At 74.7% G+C, this 15,469-nt stretch carries 19 protein-coding genes and 1 pseudogene; 14 read left to right on the forward strand and 6 right to left on the reverse strand.

The annotated features are described in order from the left end of the window. Nucleotides 1-115 precede the first annotated feature (115 nt). Nucleotides 116-1,576 carry an adenosylhomocysteinase gene (gene ahcY, locus AB0J72_RS07815; RefSeq protein WP_363395824.1) on the forward strand — a complete coding sequence of 487 codons (1,461 nt, stop codon included), beginning with the start codon at nucleotides 116-118 and terminating at the stop codon, nucleotides 1,574-1,576. Here ahcY and AB0J72_RS07820 read toward each other — a convergent pair. Continuing rightward, nucleotides 1,570-2,010, reverse strand: a complete 441-nt coding sequence (locus tag AB0J72_RS07820) for a hypothetical protein (protein WP_363395827.1) — start codon at nucleotides 2,008-2,010, stop codon at nucleotides 1,570-1,572. The two genes, ahcY and AB0J72_RS07820, sit on opposite strands and share 7 nt — an antisense overlap. Nucleotides 2,011-2,243: 233 nt before the next feature. Between AB0J72_RS07820 and AB0J72_RS07825 the strand changes: the two genes are divergently transcribed. The 3 genes from AB0J72_RS07825 to AB0J72_RS07835 are packed head-to-tail and all read left to right on the forward strand — an operon-like array spanning nucleotide 2,244 to nucleotide 3,684. Further along, on the forward strand, nucleotides 2,244-2,678 hold the full coding sequence (locus AB0J72_RS07825; RefSeq protein WP_363395830.1) for a DUF4231 domain-containing protein: 435 nt from the start codon (nucleotides 2,244-2,246) through the stop codon (nucleotides 2,676-2,678). Then, nucleotides 2,675-3,148 carry a hypothetical protein gene (locus tag AB0J72_RS07830; protein ID WP_363395833.1) on the forward strand — a complete coding sequence of 158 codons (474 nt, stop codon included), beginning with the start codon at nucleotides 2,675-2,677 and terminating at the stop codon, nucleotides 3,146-3,148. The genes AB0J72_RS07825 and AB0J72_RS07830 overlap by 4 nt, the downstream gene beginning before the upstream one ends. Continuing rightward, entirely contained in the window at nucleotides 3,145-3,684 is a 540-nt protein-coding gene (locus tag AB0J72_RS07835) for a hypothetical protein (RefSeq protein ID WP_363395836.1), read from the forward strand. The genes AB0J72_RS07830 and AB0J72_RS07835 overlap by 4 nt, the downstream gene beginning before the upstream one ends. Nucleotides 3,685-3,706: 22 nt before the next feature. On the opposite strand, the gene AB0J72_RS07840 is transcribed toward AB0J72_RS07835, so the two are convergent. Then, nucleotides 3,707-4,732 carry an NAD-dependent epimerase/dehydratase family protein gene (locus tag AB0J72_RS07840; RefSeq protein ID WP_363395839.1) on the reverse strand — a complete coding sequence of 342 codons (1,026 nt, stop codon included), beginning with the start codon at nucleotides 4,730-4,732 and terminating at the stop codon, nucleotides 3,707-3,709. A 113-nt stretch (nucleotides 4,733-4,845) separates the two neighbouring features. Here AB0J72_RS07840 and AB0J72_RS07845 point away from each other — a divergent pair, with 113 nt between their 5' ends. The 7 genes from AB0J72_RS07845 to AB0J72_RS07875 are packed head-to-tail and all read left to right on the forward strand — an operon-like array spanning nucleotide 4,846 to nucleotide 10,385. Then, nucleotides 4,846-5,499, forward strand: a complete 654-nt coding sequence (locus AB0J72_RS07845) for a glycosyltransferase family 2 protein (protein ID WP_344514729.1) — start codon at nucleotides 4,846-4,848, stop codon at nucleotides 5,497-5,499. Continuing rightward, on the forward strand, nucleotides 5,496-6,134 hold the full coding sequence (locus tag AB0J72_RS07850; protein WP_363395842.1) for a TIGR04282 family arsenosugar biosynthesis glycosyltransferase: 639 nt from the start codon (nucleotides 5,496-5,498) through the stop codon (nucleotides 6,132-6,134). The genes AB0J72_RS07845 and AB0J72_RS07850 overlap by 4 nt, the downstream gene beginning before the upstream one ends. After that, the gene (locus AB0J72_RS07855) at nucleotides 6,131-6,775 is read left to right on the forward strand and encodes a methyltransferase domain-containing protein (RefSeq protein WP_363395845.1); all 645 of its coding nucleotides are present in this window, start codon (nucleotides 6,131-6,133) and stop codon (nucleotides 6,773-6,775) included. The genes AB0J72_RS07850 and AB0J72_RS07855 overlap by 4 nt, the downstream gene beginning before the upstream one ends. Beyond that, complete coding sequence (locus tag AB0J72_RS07860) at nucleotides 6,751-7,860, forward strand: molybdopterin-dependent oxidoreductase (protein ID WP_363395848.1); 1,110 nt, start codon at nucleotides 6,751-6,753, stop codon at nucleotides 7,858-7,860. The genes AB0J72_RS07855 and AB0J72_RS07860 overlap by 25 nt, the downstream gene beginning before the upstream one ends. Continuing rightward, nucleotides 7,857-8,252, forward strand: a complete 396-nt coding sequence (locus AB0J72_RS07865; protein ID WP_363395851.1) for a hypothetical protein — start codon at nucleotides 7,857-7,859, stop codon at nucleotides 8,250-8,252. Before AB0J72_RS07860 ends, AB0J72_RS07865 begins: the two co-directional genes overlap by 4 nt. Beyond that, on the forward strand, nucleotides 8,249-9,574 hold the full coding sequence (locus tag AB0J72_RS07870) for a glycosyltransferase 87 family protein (RefSeq protein WP_363395854.1): 1,326 nt from the start codon (nucleotides 8,249-8,251) through the stop codon (nucleotides 9,572-9,574). The genes AB0J72_RS07865 and AB0J72_RS07870 overlap by 4 nt, the downstream gene beginning before the upstream one ends. Beyond that, nucleotides 9,504-10,385 carry an LLM class flavin-dependent oxidoreductase gene (locus tag AB0J72_RS07875; protein ID WP_354890488.1) on the forward strand — a complete coding sequence of 294 codons (882 nt, stop codon included), beginning with the start codon at nucleotides 9,504-9,506 and terminating at the stop codon, nucleotides 10,383-10,385. Before AB0J72_RS07870 ends, AB0J72_RS07875 begins: the two co-directional genes overlap by 71 nt. Here AB0J72_RS07875 and AB0J72_RS07880 read toward each other — a convergent pair. Next, nucleotides 10,375-10,974: a class I SAM-dependent methyltransferase gene (locus AB0J72_RS07880; protein WP_363395857.1), complete on the reverse strand. Its 600-nt coding sequence runs from the start codon at nucleotides 10,972-10,974 to the stop codon at nucleotides 10,375-10,377. The genes AB0J72_RS07875 and AB0J72_RS07880 overlap by 11 nt on opposite strands. A gap of 234 nt (nucleotides 10,975-11,208) precedes the next feature. Between AB0J72_RS07880 and AB0J72_RS07885 the strand changes: the two genes are divergently transcribed. Next, nucleotides 11,209-11,577 carry a sigma-70 family RNA polymerase sigma factor gene (locus AB0J72_RS07885; protein ID WP_363395860.1) on the forward strand — a complete coding sequence of 123 codons (369 nt, stop codon included), beginning with the start codon at nucleotides 11,209-11,211 and terminating at the stop codon, nucleotides 11,575-11,577. Continuing rightward, nucleotides 11,574-12,605 carry a hypothetical protein gene (locus AB0J72_RS07890; RefSeq protein WP_363395863.1) on the forward strand — a complete coding sequence of 344 codons (1,032 nt, stop codon included), beginning with the start codon at nucleotides 11,574-11,576 and terminating at the stop codon, nucleotides 12,603-12,605. The genes AB0J72_RS07885 and AB0J72_RS07890 overlap by 4 nt, the downstream gene beginning before the upstream one ends. A 5-nt stretch (nucleotides 12,606-12,610) precedes the next feature. Here AB0J72_RS07890 and AB0J72_RS07895 read toward each other — a convergent pair whose 3' ends face one another. The 3 genes and pseudogenes from AB0J72_RS07895 to AB0J72_RS07905 all read right to left on the reverse strand — a co-directional run bounded on the left by AB0J72_RS07895 (nucleotide 12,611) and on the right by AB0J72_RS07905 (nucleotide 14,885). Further along, the gene (locus tag AB0J72_RS07895; RefSeq protein ID WP_363395866.1) at nucleotides 12,611-13,561 is read right to left on the reverse strand and encodes a hypothetical protein; all 951 of its coding nucleotides are present in this window, start codon (nucleotides 13,559-13,561) and stop codon (nucleotides 12,611-12,613) included. Between the two features lie 34 nt (nucleotides 13,562-13,595). Continuing rightward, nucleotides 13,596-14,216: pseudogene (locus AB0J72_RS07900) on the reverse strand (phosphotransferase); the annotation flags it as partial. Between the two features lie 315 nt (nucleotides 14,217-14,531). Further along, entirely contained in the window at nucleotides 14,532-14,885 is a 354-nt protein-coding gene (locus AB0J72_RS07905; protein ID WP_363395869.1) for a hypothetical protein, read from the reverse strand. A gap of 32 nt (nucleotides 14,886-14,917) precedes the next feature. On the opposite strand from AB0J72_RS07905, the gene AB0J72_RS07910 reads away from it, so the two are divergent. Next, the gene (locus AB0J72_RS07910) at nucleotides 14,918-15,442 is read left to right on the forward strand and encodes a GrpB family protein (protein ID WP_363395872.1); all 525 of its coding nucleotides are present in this window, start codon (nucleotides 14,918-14,920) and stop codon (nucleotides 15,440-15,442) included. Nucleotides 15,443-15,469 lie beyond the last annotated feature (27 nt).

Here is a 15,469-nt window from a genome sequence, read left to right on the forward strand (position 1 = left end):
CGCCGCGGTCACGGCCGAGAGGCGCTGCGACGGACCCGCGAGGGTTCGCCACGCTCGGTCGTTGACTACCCTTGACCCAAGGGCGCCTCCTGTCACCGGGAGGTGACCTTAGGCTATGCACAAGTATCTGCAGACGCGCAACGGGATCGAGTTCGCCGTTGCCGATCTCTCCCTCGCGGCCGCGGGCCGGACCCAGATCCGCCTCGCCGAGCACGAGATGCCGGGCCTGATGGCGACGCGCCGCGAGTTCGCCGACGCGCAGCCGTTGCGCGGCGCCCGGATCGCCGGCTCCCTGCACATGACCGTGCAGACGGCGGTGCTGATCGAGACCCTCGTCGCGCTCGGTGCCGAGGTCCGCTGGGTGTCCTGCAACATCTTCTCCACGCAGGACGAGGCGGCGGCCGCGGTCGTCGTCGGCCCGCACGGCACGGTCGACGCGCCCGCCGGCACGCCGGTGTTCGCGTGGAAGGGCGAGACGCTCGCCGAGTACTGGTGGTGCACCGACCAGCTGTTCGACTTCGGCGACGGCCTCGGCCCGAACATGATCGTCGACGACGGCGGCGACGCCACGCTGCTGGTGCACAAGGGCGTCGAGTTCGAGGCCGCCGGCCGGGTCCCGCAGCCGACGTCGGCCGACTCGGAGGAGTTCGCGCTGGTACTGGGTACCCTCGCCGACAGCCTCGCGAAGGACAACCGGCGCTTCACGAAGCTGGCCGCCGGCATCCGCGGCGTCACCGAGGAGACCACCAACGGCGTCAAGCGGCTCTACAAGCTCGCCGAGAGCGGTGAGCTGCTGTTCCCCGCGATCAACGTCAACGACTCGGTCACCAAGTCGAAGTTCGACAACACGTACGGCATCCGCCACTCGCTGCTGGACGGCATCAACCGCGCCACGGACGTGATGCTGGCCGGGAAGCTCGCCGTAGTCTGCGGCTACGGCGACGTCGGCAAGGGCGCCGCCGAGGCGCTGCGCGGCATGGGGGCCCGGGTCGTCGTCACCGAGATCGACCCGATCTGCGCGCTGCAGGCCGCCATGCACGGGCTGCCCGTGGTCCGCCTCGAGGACGTCGTCGCGACCGCGGACCTGTTCATCACCACCACCGGCAACAAGGACATCATCATGGCCGCCGACCTGGCCGCCATGAAGCACAACGCGATCGTCGGCAACGTCGGGCACTTCGACAACGAGATCGACATGGCCGGGCTGGCGAAGGTCCCGGGCATCGTGAAGAACGAGATCAAGCCGCAGGTGCACGAGTGGACGTTCCCCGACGGCCACGCGATCATCGTGCTGTCCGAGGGCCGGCTGCTCAACCTGGGCAACGCCACCGGTCACCCGAGCTTCGTCATGTCCAACAGCTTCACCAACCAGACGATCGCGCAGATCGAGCTGTTCACGAAGCCGGACGCGTACGAGCGCCAGGTGTACCGCCTGCCGAAGCACCTCGACGAGAAGGTCGCCGCGCTGCACCTCGAGGCGCTCGGCGTCCGGCTGACCGAGCTGACCAAGGAGCAGGCGGAGTACATCGGCGTCGACGTGGCAGGCCCGTACAAGCCGGAGCACTACCGCTACTGAGGGGTTGACTCAGCTTCCTCAGCGGTTGCCTCGGCCTCCTCGCAGTAACGCTTGAAGCCCTTCAGATCCATGCGCAGCCGGGCGTGCAACTCCGCGTCCGGCTGCGCGCCGTGCGGGTGCACCAGTCGCTCGTCCAGCTGCGCGACCGCCACCACGTTGGTGGCGTCGTCGCCGAGCGGCTCCAGCCAGTACGCCTCGACGAGCTGCGCGCTGTCCCATCGCACGTACCGCCCCGGCTCGGTGTCGCCGAGGACCGCGTCGATCTCGACCCGCCGCCCGCCGATGTCGAGCGCCAGATGCGCGGCCTCGTCGCCGGCCTGGCTCACGGCGAGGACCCCGGACATGAACCGTGGGTGTTCGCTGAGATGCACCAGGTGCTTGTAGGCACTCATCGCCGGCACGCCGACCCGCATCTCTTCCTGGGTGACGATCATCTGTCTCACCCCCTCGAGTCCACGGTACGCCGGAACGGTCCAGCGGCCGGTTTCCCGCATCATCTGAGCGGGTCGGCGGTTCGGGTCGGGTATGCGGACGATGTGACCGTTGTCAACGGTTGCGGCGCTTTCGTAGATTCAATGCCGACGATGTCGATGGTGACGGAGGCGGCGTGCGCGACCTTTTCCGGCGGTTTCCGCGACGCGGATCGCGGCTCGTTTCCGATCCGATCATGCCACCGGCGGCGAAGGCCGGTTACCCGGCGCTCGCCGAGGACTTCGAGGCGCTGCGCCCGGTCGAGGAGCGGTTCGAGCGCTACGACCTCGAGGCGCTGCGCGGCCAGCACAGCTACCGGCTGCAGGGCATCGTCGTGCTGCTCGGCTCCGCGCTGCTGACCGGGCTCGGCGGGCTGCAGGCGGTCCTGTCGGACCAGCGCTGGCCGTCGGCGGTCCTGGCGGTGCTGGCGGTCGCGCTGGCGGGGGTGTCGCAGTTCGTCGTGGACGACCACGCGCTCGCCGACTACCGGCTCGCGCGGGTCAAGGCGGAGCGCCTGCGGGCGCTGTACTTCATCTATCTCGCCCGCGTCGAGCCATACACGGGCGACAATCGGGCGCGGCTGCTCGTCCGCGCGGTCGACGCGATCGACGAGGGTGAGGAGCTGACGTGACCGACCGCGAGTCGCAGTTCCGCGACCTGTACGAGCAGCACCGCGTACAGCAGCAGCAACGGTTTCTGGAGCGACGGCGCGACGAGTTCCGCAACGCTCACAAGCAGGGCGTCCGGCTCCGCAACGGGCTGCTGGTGCTGTCGGGTGTGGTCGGCGCGACCGCGCAGGTGTTCACCGGGCCCGGCTCGGCGACGGCCCGCGGCGTGTGCGGCCTGGTCGCGGCGCTGATCGCGGCGCTCGCCGGGGCGGTCGCCGGGTACAGCTCGCTGATGGGGTTCTCCAGCCTGCGTCGGTCCTATGAGGACGCGTTGAAGGGGGTACGCTCGGCCGGTCATTCCTGGCGGGACGCGCCGGACGACCGCGCCGCGCTGCTGCGGGTCGAAGAGGTCCTGCGGACCGAGAACGGACACTGGGGGCAGCTGGTGGTCAGGCAGGCCGACGGCACGACCACGCCCAGCGTCGAGCGGTGATGCCCGTCGTGCTGGCCGGCGGCCATCTCGTCGACGCGCCCGGGCGGCCGGCACCACGGTTTCCGCAGCGGGTCGCCGGCGAGGTCGCGAGGCTGGTGGCGGAGACGTTCGACGAGTGGCGGGTCGGGCCCGGGTCGGTGCTCGTGTGCGGCGGTGCCCGCGGCGCCGACCTGATCGCCGCGGAGGCCGCGATCGCCCGCGGCGCGGCCGTGACGCTGTGCCTGGCGATGCCGGTCGCGGAGTTCGAGCCGTCGTCGGTGGCGCTGCCCGGCACCGACTGGAGCGCCCGCTTCCGGCGCGTGCTGCGCGGCAGCGAGGTGCGGGTGCTGCACAGTACCGGCGACGCCGACGTCTTCAGTCAGACGAACCAGTGGATGGTCGAGCTGGTCAAGGGCCTCGACGACCGGCCGCGGGCGCTGCTGGTCTGGGACGGCCGCAACGGCGACGGGCCCGGCGGCACCGCCGACATGGTGGCCCGCCTCGGTTACGACGTGACCGACCCGCACGTCCGGGTCATCGACCCGACCGCCCTCTGACGGACCCCGCTGAAGAAAGCCCTCAGAGGGCGCGCAGCGGCGCGGTGGCGAAGTCGCGCAGCCCCTCGGTGAGGTCGACGGCGGCGGTGAAGCCGAGCTCGGCGCGGGCGCGGCCGGGGGCGGCGACCACGTGCCGGACGTCGCCGGCGCGGTGGTCGCCCGTGATCACCGGTGCCGGGCCGTCCATCGCGGCGGCGAGGGTCGCGGCCATGGCGCCGACGGTGGTCGGCCGGCCCGAGGCGATGTTGTACGCCCGGAACCCGTCGACCGCCGCGCCGAGCGCCAGCACGTTGGCGGCGGCGACGTCGGTGACGTGGACGAAGTCGCGGCGCTGCGCGCCGTCCTCGAAGACGCGCGGTGCCCGTCCGGCGGCGAGCGCGGAACGGAAGATGGCGGCGACGCCGCTGTAGGGCGTGTCGCGGGGCATGCCGGGCCCGTACACGTTGTGGTACCGCAACGCCACCACCGTCCCCGCGCCGGCGAGCGCCCAGGCCTGCGCGAGGTGCTCCTGGGCGACCTTGGTCGCGGCGTACACGCTGCGCGGCCGCATCGGCGCGTCCTCGTCGACGTCGCGGGGCTCCAGCGGCGTGCCGCAGGACGGGCAGCCCGGCTCGAACCGTCCGGCGTCGAGATCCGCGGCGGCGCGCGGCGCCGGCGACGTCGCGCCATGCGACGGGCACGCGTAGCCGCCCTCGCCGTAGACGACCATCGAGCTGGCCAGGACGAGCCGCCGGACGTCGGCGCGGGCCATCTCCGCGAGCAGAACGGCGGTGCCGAGGTCGTTGCAGCCGACGTACTCCGGCAGGTCCGACAGGTCGACACCCATGCCGACCATCGCGGCCTGGTGCACCACGGCGTCGGCGCCGTCCAGCAGCGCCGCGACCGCGGCCCGGTCGCGCACGTCGACGCGGTCGGCGTCCGGCGGGGGCGAGCGGTGCGCGGCCGGGTGCAGCAGGTCGAGCACGCCGACGTCGTGGCCCGCGGCGCGCAGCGCGGTGACGACGTGACCGCCGATGAACCCGGCTCCGCCGGTGACGAGGATCCGCATGCCGTCGACCGTAGGCAGTGGCGACGGCGGTCGATGGCCGCGTTCGCGGTTCGTAATGGTTGGTTCGTTCCTCGTAAGATCTTCGCCCCGGGTTCCTCGGTAGCGTCCGATCCGTGCCAGATGTCGTATTGCCTTGTCTGAATGAGGCCGCCGCGCTGCCGTGGGTGCTGTCCCGGCTGCCGGACGGCTACCGGGCGGTCGTCGCCGACAACGGGTCCACCGACGGGTCGGCGGCGATCGCCGAGGCGCACGGCGCGGTCGTCGTCCACGCCGCGCCGCGCGGGTTCGGCGCCGCCGCCCACGCGGGCCTCGAGGCGGCGACCGCCGACGTCGTGTGCTTCATGGACGCCGACGGCTCGTTCGACCCGCGGCAGCTGCCCCGCGTCACCGAACCGGTCCTGCGGGGGCGCCTCGACCTGTCGCTGGGCCGCCGCCGCCCGACCGCCCGCGGTGCCTGGCCGCTGCACGGCAGGGCCGGCAACGCCGTCGTGGCGTGGCGCCTGCGCCGCACCACCGGGATCCCCGTGCACGACCTCGGTCCCATGCGCGCCGCCCGCCGCGAGGCGCTGCTCGGGCTGGGACTGCGCGACCGCAGGTTCGGCTACCCCCTGGAGATGATGGTCCGCGCCGCGGCGGCCGGGTGGCGCATCGCCGAGGTCGACGTCGACTACGCGCCCCGCATCGCCGGCGGCCGGTCGAAGGTCACCGGGTCGGTCCGCGGCACCGCCCGCGCCGTGCGCGACATGTCGAAGGTGCTGGCGCGATGAGGGTCCAGCTGCTGCTGCTGGCGAAGACGCCGGTGCCGGGACGGGTGAAGACCCGCCTCTGTCCCCCGTGCACGCCGGCCGAGGCCGCCGGGATCGCCGCGGCCATGCTCGCCGACACCGTCGACGTCCTCACCGCCGCGCCCGCCGCCCGCCGGACGCTGGTCGTCGACGGCGACCTGCCGGCCCCGCCCGGCTGGCACCGCCGCCCGCAGCGCGGCGACGGTCTCGGCGAGCGGCTCGCCGCCGCGTACGCCGACACGGCGCTCCCCGGCGTCGCCACCCTCCTCGTCGGCATGGACACCCCGCAGCTGCGCATCGGCCACGTCGTCGCGGCCTGCGCGGCGCTCGCCACCGTCGGAGCGGTCCTCGGTCCGGCGGAGGACGGCGGCTGGTGGGCGCTCGGCCTGCGGGACCCGTCCACCGCCAGGGTGCTCGCGGGCGTCCCGATGTCCACATCGGACACCGGTGCCGCCACCCGCGCGGCGCTGCGCGGGCTGGGCGTCGGCGTGGCGACCCTGCCGACCCTGCGTGACGTCGACACCGCCGAGGACGCCCGGGCCGTCGCCGCCGGCTGCGAACCGGGGCGGTTCACGATGGCGGTTTCGGCGTCGGTACCGGCCGGAGCCGCGACATGAGCGCGCCGGTCGCCCTCTACGGTGCCGCGCTGCGCCGCGCCGCCCGCGGCGAGCCCGCCGGGATGGACCTGGTCGACGCCGACGGTGCCCTGGTCCGCCCGCTCGATGCCGGATCGTGGTCCGGCGCGCCGAGGCCCGGCGACGCGCAGCTCGTCGACCGGTGCACGGACGGCACCCTCGACCTCGGCTGCGGCGCGGGCCGGCTCACCGAGGCCGTCGCCGCGACCGGCCGCCGCGTCCTCGGCGTCGACGTCAGCCCGCAGGCCGTCCGGTACGCCCGCCGCCGCGGCGCGCCCGTCATCCGTGGCAACCTGTTCGCCCCGCTGCCCCGGGAGGGCGACTGGACCTGCGCGCTGCTCGCCGACGGCAACATCGGCATCGGCGGTGACCCGGCCCGGCTGCTGCGCCGCTGCCGAGGGCTCATCGGCGGCGACGGCAGCGTCCTCGTCGAGGTCGACCCGCCGGGCGGGCGGACCTGGAGCGGCCGGGTCGCGCTCACCGACGCGGACCGGACCAGCACCGCGTTCGCGTGGGCGTTCGTCAGCGTCGACGACATCGCCGCCGTCGCCCGCGACGCCGCGCTGCGGCTCGCCGGGACCTGGACGGAGGCCGGCCGATGGTTCGCCCACCTGACGCCCTGACACGCCTGGCGCGGCGGCCCACGGATCCGCGCCTGACCGCGCACCTGGGCCTGTGGCTCGCCGGGGCGTTCACCGTGTGCCTCGTGACCGGCCTGATCAGCCACGCGATCCAGCACCCGCCCGGGTGGTGGCGCTGGCCGTCGCGCCCGGTCCACCTGTACCGGCTGACCCAGGGTCTGCACGTCGCCACCGGCCTCGCGTGCTTCCCGCTGCTCACCGCGAAGGTCTGGTCGGTCTACCCGAAGCTGTTCGCGTGGCCGCCGGTGCGCGGTGTGGCGCACGCCCTGGAACGCGGCACCGTCGCGCTGCTGTCCGCCGCCGCGCTGTTCGAGCTCGTCACCGGGCTGCTCAACATCGCCTACTGGTATTCGCTGATGCCGTTCGGGTTCGTCGGCGCGCACTACTGGACGGCGTGGCTGCTGGCCGGCGCGGTGCTGCTGCACGTCGCGGCGAAACTGCCGGTCCTCCGCGCGCCCACCCCGTCGCCGTCCGCCCGGCGATCGCGCCGCGCCGTCCTCGGGCTCGTCGGGGCGGCGGCGGGGGTCATCACGCTCGCCACCGCCGGGCAGACGGTCCGCCCGCTGCGGCGGCTGTCACTGCTGGCACCGCGGCTGCCCGATGTCGGTCCGCAGGGTGTACCGGTGAACAAGACCGCGGCCGCCGCCGGCGTGACCGCGGTGGACGGCGGCTACCGGCTCGTGGTGACCGGCCCCGGCGGCCGGCACGCGCTGAGCCTCGCCGACCTGGAGGCGATGCCGCAGCACACGGTCTCGCTGCCGATCGCCTGCGTCGAGGGCTGGAGCGCCGACGCCGAATGGACCGGCGTCCGGGTCGCCGACCTGCTCCGCCTCGTCGGCGCCGCGGGCCTCGCGGTGACCGTCGAGTCGCTGCAGCGCGACGGCGGCTACCGCACGTCCACGGTGGACGCCCGGTTGGCGCAGGACCCGTTGACGCTGCTGGCGTTGCGGCTGCACGGTGAGCCGCTGCACCCCGACCACGGCTACCCGTGCCGGCTCATCGCACCGGACCGGCCGGGCGTGCTGCAGACGAAGTGGGTCGGCGCGCTGACCGTGGTGTCGCCGTGAGGGCGCTGCTGGTGGTCCTCGGGCTCGGCGCCGCCGGCTACGGCGCCTACGGCCTGCTCACCGACGGCGGCGCGAGTCCGCTCGGGCAGCTGGTGTTCGCCGCCGTGCTGCTCGCCGGCCACGACTTCCTCGTCGTCCCCGCCGTCGTCCTCGCCGGTGTCGCGCTCACCCGGTGGGTGCCGCGACCGGCCCGCGACCCGGTGCGGGCGGCGCTCGTCGTCAGCGCCGCGGTGACCGCCGTCGCGCTGCCGTTCGTCATCGGCGCGGGCCGCGTCGCGGGCAACCCGTCCGCGTTCCCGCAGTCCTACGGCCGGGGGCTCGCGCTGGTCCTCGCCGTCGTGTGGGCGGTCGCGGGCGCGTGGACCGTCGTGCGGCTGCGGAGGCGGCGATGACCGCCCGGCGGGTCGCCGCGGTCGCGTGCCTGGCCGCGATGCTGGCGGCGCTGCTGGTGCTGCCGGGCCGCTGGTACCTGCTGATGTGGCTGCCGTTCGCGGCCGGCGCGTGGCTGGTGTGCCGCCTCGACCGCCGCACCGCCCTGGTCCTCGTGCTCGCCGGTGGCGCCGCACTCCCGCTCGCCGCCGGGCTGGAGCCGCCGAACAGCAGCGACGACATGTACCGCTACGTGTGGGACGGCCGGGTCCAGCGCGCCGGGATCGACCCCTACCGGTTCCCGCCGTCCGCGCCGGAGCTCACCCGCCTTCGCGACGAGTTCCTGTGGCCGGAGCACTCGAACTGGTGCGTGCCGAGCGGCTGCACGCTGATCAACCGGCCGGACGTACCGACGATCTATCCGCCGGTCGCGGAGGCCTTGTTCGCGGTGGTGCCCGCCGGCGCGCGGACCCGACCGATGCAGCTGACCATGTCGGCGTTCGCGCTCGGCACGGCGATGCTGCTCTGGTACGCCCTGCGCCGCCTCGGCCGCGACCCCCGGCGCTCGGTGCTGTGGGCGTGGTGCCCGCTCGTCGCCCTGGAGGCGGGCAACAACGCGCACGTCGACGTCGCCGCGGTCGCGCTCGCCGCCGCCGCCCTGTACGTCCTGGCCCGGGCCGGCACCCGGCGGGCGGCGGCCTTCGGCGGGCTGCTGCTCGGGCTGGCGGTCGCCACGAAGGTCACCCCGGCGCTGCTCGGCCCCGCGGTCCTGCGGCGGCGGCCGGTCACCGTCGCGCTCGCCGCGGCCGGCGCGGTCGCCGCCGTGTACCTGCCGCACGTCGTCGCGGCCGGGCCCGCGGTCCTCGGCTACCTGCCCGGCTACCTGCACGAGGAGGGCTACGCCAGCGGCACCCGCTTCGCGCTGCTGGCCCTGCTGCTGCCCGCCCCCGCCGTCGCGCCCGCGGCCGTGCTGCTGCTCACCGCGGCCGCCGTGCACGTGGCGCGGACCGCCGACCCGGACCGGCCGTGGCGGGGCGCCGCCGTCATGGTCGCGGCGGCGCTGCTCGTGACCGCGCCGACCTACCCGTGGTACGCGATGCTGCTGGTCATGCTCGTCGCCTACGGCGCGCCCGCCGAATGGCTCACCCTCGCCGTCGCGGGCACCTTCGCGCAGCTCGCCACGGACCTGGGCCTGGTGCAGACGACGGTGCAGCGGGTCGCGTACGGCGCCGCGCTGGTCGTGGTCGTCGCCGGCGCCCGCATAAGATCGCGGCATGCGACTCGGCGTGCTGCTGCTCCCGACCGACCCGTGGCCGCGCTCGGTCGCCCGGGCCCGCCACCTTGAGGCGCTCGGCTACGCGCACCTGTGGACCTACGACCACCTGTCGTGGCGCCGGTACCGCGACGAGCCGTGGCACGCGGCGATCCCCTGGCTGACCGGGCTCGCCGGGGTGACGAGCCGGGTGCGGCTCGGCACGATGGTCACGTCGCCGACGTTCCGGCACCCGGTGCTGCTGGCGAAGGAGGCGCTGACCCTCGACCACGTCAGCGACGGCCGGCTCACCCTCGGCGTCGGCGCGGGCGGCACCGGCTTCGACGCCACCGTCCTCGGCGACCCGGTGCTCAGCCCCCGGCAGCGGGCGGACCGGCTCACCGAGTTCGTCGACGTGCTCGACGGGCTGTTGCGCTCGCAGGTGTACTCGCACCGGGGCGAGCACTACACCGTCGACGACGCCCGGATGGTCCCCGGCTGTGTCCAGCGGCCCCGGCTGCCCATCGCCCTCGCGGCGGCCGGCCCTCGCACGCTCGCGCTCACCGCCCGGCACGCCGACGCGTGGATCACCTTCGGCGAGCCCGACGCCGCCGACCAGTCCCCCGCCGCGATCGAGGCCGCGGTCCGCCGCCAGGCCGCGATCCTCGACGACCGCTGCGCCGCCCTCGGCCGCGACCCGGCGTCGCTGGACCGCATCTACCTCGTCGGCAACACCGCGGAGCGCCCCCTGGCGAGCGTCGCCGCGTTCGAGGACTTCGTCGGCCGGTACGAGGCGCTCGGCTTCACCGACGTGGTGTTCCACGACCCGCGCCCCGGTGACCCGGTGTGGACGGAGGACCCGGAGATCGCCGACGCGATCGCCGAGCGGCTCATCAAGCGGTGACGGCCGCGATGGCGGCGTGCGCGCGGTGGGTGCCGTCGGCGGGCCGCCGCCACCGTTCGACCTCGGCGAAGCCGGCCTGCTCCAGGAGGCCGGAGAACTCGTCGACGGGCCACCGGTAGGCCGTCACGACCTTGTGGTCGAACGCCTCGACCGCGTCGCCGTCGAAGAACCCGACGACCAGCACCCCGCCCGGGGCCATGGCCCGCCGCAGCTCGGCGAGGACGCCGCCGACCTCCTGCGGTGTCCGGTGGATCAGCGAGTACCAGGACAGGATCCCGGCCACGGACCCGTCGGCGACGGGCAGGTGGTCCATCGACCCGAGCAGGTACCTGCCACCCGGGAACGCCGCCCCGGCGTGGGCGATGAACTCGGGCACCAGGTCGATCCCGGTCGCGTCGACGCCGAGCGAGCGCAGGTGGTCGGTCATGTGCCCCGGCCCGCAGCCCACGTCGAGCACCGTGCCGGCCCTCGTCAGGTGCCGCTCGATGAACGCGAGGTCGTCGGTGTGCGACTGCTCCCGCGTCCCGAACAGCTCGATGTAGAGGTCCGACACCGCCCCGTACGCCACCCGCACCCGTCCCAGATCCACCGCGTCACCCTAACGTCGGAAAAATGCCCGGCCGGCGGTGGCCATATCGGGGGTTCCGGTGCGTTCTCCTACCGTCCGGAACGGGTCAGCGCGAGGAGAGGCGCTTCTGGTGACGTTTGAGGAGTTCGTCGCGTCGCGGTTGGCGGCGTTGCTGCGGTACGCGACGGTGGTGACCTGGAACCCGCACCTCGCCGAGGACGTGGTGCAGGAGGTCCTCGTCCGTGCGCAGGCGCGATGGGGGCGGATCAGCCGGGTCGAGGCGCCCGAGCGGTACGTGCAGCGCAGGTCGTCAACGAGTTCCTGTCGTGGCGCCGCCGCGCGGCGGCCAGGTTGCTGCACCTCGGCGACGGGATCGACATGCCGGAGCCGGACCACGCGGAGCGGCACGCGGACCGCGACGCCATGATGCGGCTCATCGGCGGCCTGCCGCCGCGGCAGCGCGCCGTCATCGCGCTGCGGTTCTACGAGGACATGCCCGTCGAGGAGATCGCCGACGTCCTGAGCTGCCGGACGTCGACGGTCCGCACCCACCTGAGCCGGGCCATGGACACGCTGCGCGCGGCCCTGCCCGGCTCGCTCATCACCAGTAAGGAGGCACCGTGACCACGGAGCTCGAGACGCTCGTCCGCGAGCTGCAGGAGCAGCGGGCCGACGCCGCACCGGACCCCGACCGGCTCCGCGGCGCGCTGCCCGCGCTGATCGCCCGGCGGCGGACCACCCGGACGGTCGTCGCCGCCGTCGCCGCCGTCCTGGTGCTCGCCCTCGCCGTGCCCGTCGCGCTGGCCGCCACCGGCCGGCGCCAGGCCGGCCCACCGGCGGCGACCCCCGGCCCGGCCGCGACCCCGGGCATCGCGCTGCGGTACGGCCCGACCTGGGTCCCCGACGGCTACCGGGAACGGCGCCGGGGGGTCGTCGTCGTCGACCAGGAGACGGGCGGCGCCGTCTTCCGCAGGTGGACCGACGGCCCGATGGTCGGCCAGTTCCAGCCGTCGGTGCGGTACCTGGAACTCGAGATCGTCGAGATGCCCGCGCGGCCCGGGCCGACCCCGGACGGCGCGGTGGACATCAACGGTGTCCCCGGCACCGTGTTCGTCGGCGAGGCGCCGGACAGCAGAGCGGTGGTCACCTGGCAGATCGACGCCACACACTCCGCCCGCGTGCAGTCTTCCCCAGCGATCCCACAGGACGACATCCTCCGCGTCGCGCGCTCCGTGCGCCCGGACCCGGCCGTGTTCAGCCCGCCGGTGCGGCAGGGACGGCCGGGGCCATTGCCCAGCGGCAAGTACGACATGACCGCCGACAACACCCGGCACTGGAACGCCACCTCGATCATGCTCGATGTTGTTGCGCCGCTGTTGTCGCTCAAGGCGACGGTCGGCCCGGCCGTCGACGTCCCGGTGGGTGGTGACCCGGTGCACGTCCGTGGCGTGACCGGCCGGATCGCCGCCACCGCCCCACCGGCGAGCAACCTCTCGTGGACGCTGACCCTCGTGGTGACGCTGCCGGACGGCCGGCTGCTGACCGTGGAGAGCAACGTCGACGGTGACTCGCCCGCGACCCGCGAGGCCTTCGTCCGGGCCGCCGACGGCCTCGTCATCGACCTCGCATTGGACGTGTCGTGGGCGAGGTGACCGGGTCAGCCCCTGGCCTCGTAGGAGGCGGTCACACCGAGAGCCAGCAGAACCCGGCAGAGCACCGAGTAGCCGGAGCCGGCGCGATGGTCGGTGTACGTGCGGGCCTTGCCGGCGACCGGGCGCACCTTCACCCGGCCGGGCCGTAGCTCGATCCGGTCGATCGCCGCCCAGGGCGTGACCGTGGTGTCCTTCGGGCCGGCGATGCCGTCGCGGGTCACCCGGACGCCGCCGCGGGTGAGGACGGCGCCGCCGCGCACGGCGCCGGCCTGGCGTTCCACGACCGGGATCACGGCCCGGTCGACGATCAGGCCGGCGATCGTGGGGAACCGGGGGATGGCGGCGCCGACCTCGGCCGGCATCAGCGCGGCGATCATGCCGCCGATCGGGGCGTACGGGTCGAGCGCGTTCTCGTACTTCGCGGTGACCGGCACGGTCCGGCCGCCGGCGGTGGTCAGCAGGAACCCGTCGTAGGCCCAGCTGCTGACCGACTCCCCGCCGTCGTGGCGCCACGCGTCGACCGCGTCGGTGATCTCGTCCCAGCGGACCGGCCGCGGCGGCCCGTCGGGGTCGACCTCGGCGAAGCCGCCGCCGTAGGCGTACAGCCACCGGGTGAACCGGCGGCGCCGCGTGATCAGGACGCACACGACGACGTACGGGCCGACGAGGAACGGCAAGACGCCGATGAACGGCAGCGCCCGGTCCGGGTTCCACAGCACGAGCAGGACGACGCCGGCCACGTACGCGACGGCCGGTGCAACCAGCCACAGCACCCGCCGCGCGCCGAGCGGCGGGAAGACCTCGGTGTGGTAGATGCCCAGCGGGTCACCGAGGCCGAGCCCCTGGCCGACCCGCACCGCATGCTCCCAGTTCGCGGCGTGGTCCTGCCGCCGGCGCTCGACCCGCTGGCCGAACCGCTCGTCCAGCCGCCGCCGCGCCTCAGGGCTCATCCCCATGCACACCTGGATAGCACCGCCGGGCAATCCCGCCTCAGCGGCCGGCGAGCCAGCCCACCCACTCCGGGATGCGGCGGAGGCTCTTCGCGGTGCCGCGGAGCCGGGCCAGGCACTCGGTCGCGGACCGGGCCCGGTCGGCAGGGTCGTCGCCGCGGTGGCCGAGGGCCCGCCACAGCAGCCACTCGGCGGTGCGCAGCTGCGCCTCGACGATGCCGTGGAAGAGCGCGGGGTCCGGCGGGATCGGGCGGCCGCCCGCGCGGTGGTAGGCGGCGACGGTACGGCTGAAGGCCCGCCGCTCCTCGAAACCCATCGCGAGGGCCGAGCGCAGCAGCTCGTGCTCGGCGAGGTCGGGGCCGGCGCCGTCCCAGTCGAGCAGCACCGGTCCGGCCGCGGTGAGCAGGACGTTGTCGGGTTTGATGTCGCGGTGGGAGGCGACCGGTGTCAGCGCCGGGCCGGGCCGGGCGAGGTGAGCCAGGGCCGCCGCGACGGTCGGCAGGTGCTCGCGGACCTGCCGGGCGAAGTCTGAATCGTGCCCGGCGAGCCACTCGTGCCAGGCCTCCAGGGGGTACAGCGCCGGTTGCGGCTGCCCGTCGGCGGCGGGTTCGCGGTGCAGCTCGGCGAGGGTGGCGCCGGTCCAGTCGGCGAGGTCGTCGCCGGGGTCGGCGGGGTTGTGCCCCGTCGCACCAGCGGTGCAGCTGCCAGTGCCGCGTGGCGCCTTCGGCCTCGATCGCCGCGACCAGGGGTGGCAGCCGCTCGGGCCGGCTCACCCGGGCCGCCCGCTCGATCCGGGCGGCGGCGTGGTACTCGTCCCACCACCACGCCTCGTCGACGACGTTGAGCCGTTTGGCGGCGTAGCTGCCGGTCGACGTCCGCAGCCGGTACACCGCGTGGGAGACACCCCCGCCGATGCGCACCAGCGGCGCGACCGGGCGGCCGGCGTCGAACGCGGCGGCGACCAGCGCGGCGGTGTCTATGACGACCGCAGCCGTTCGGCGTGGGCGGCGTCGGCGGCGGCGACCCCGGCCGGACCGCTGCGCAGCAGCCGCCAGTGGGTGACGACGCCGTCTGGTCCGGTCAGCTCGCCGGCGGCCAGCGCCCCGTCGATGCCGGCACGGACGCGGGGCTCGTCGGCGGGCTCGGCGGCGAACAGCACCCGCAGCCGCAGCTCGTCGCCGTCGCGGACCGTCGCGGTGTGGTGGGCGGCGAGCGGGCACGGCGGCTCGTGGTCGTAGGCGCCGCACAGCGCGACGGTGATCGCGCCGCCGGGGGCCCGATCGTCGCCGGTCAGGTCGAGCACCGCGGTGTGGGCGTAGGTCTCACGCATGCCAGCAGTATGCCCGGTAGGGTCCCGGTGTGATGATCGAGATCCATGACCATGACCCAGCCTGGGCGGACGCGGCCCGGCGGGCGGTCGAGGAGCTGACCGCGGCGCTGCCCGGGCTGTTCGGCGCCGTCGAGCACGTGGGCAGCACCGCCGTGCCGGGGCTGGCGGCGAAGCCGGTCATCGACCTGATGTCGGCCACCGTCACGCTCGACGCCGTGGTCGAGGCCGACGAGGTGCTCGGGTCGCTGGGGTACCGCCGGCTGGAGACCGGCATGCGGGGCCGGCTGTTCTACCGGCGGGACGGTTCGCCGGTCGCCTACCACCTGCACGTCGTGACCGCGGACACCTGGGACACGCGCAACGAGCGGCTCCTGCGCGACCACCTGCTGCGCGATCCGGCGGACCGCGACGAGTACGGCGCGCTGAAGCGGCGGCTGGCCGGGGCCGGGCACGACGGCGACGCGTACACGCGGGCCAAGACCGCGCTCATCCAGCGGATGGTCGACGCGGCCCGCGACGCGCGGGGGCTGCCGCGCGTCGACGTCTGGGAGGACTGACCTCGGCACTCAGCGTGCTGACAGGTT

The sequence above is a fragment of the Dactylosporangium sp. NPDC049742 genome, from assembly GCF_040674675.1.
GTDB classification, from domain to species: domain Bacteria; phylum Actinomycetota; class Actinomycetes; order Mycobacteriales; family Micromonosporaceae; genus Dactylosporangium; species Dactylosporangium maewongense.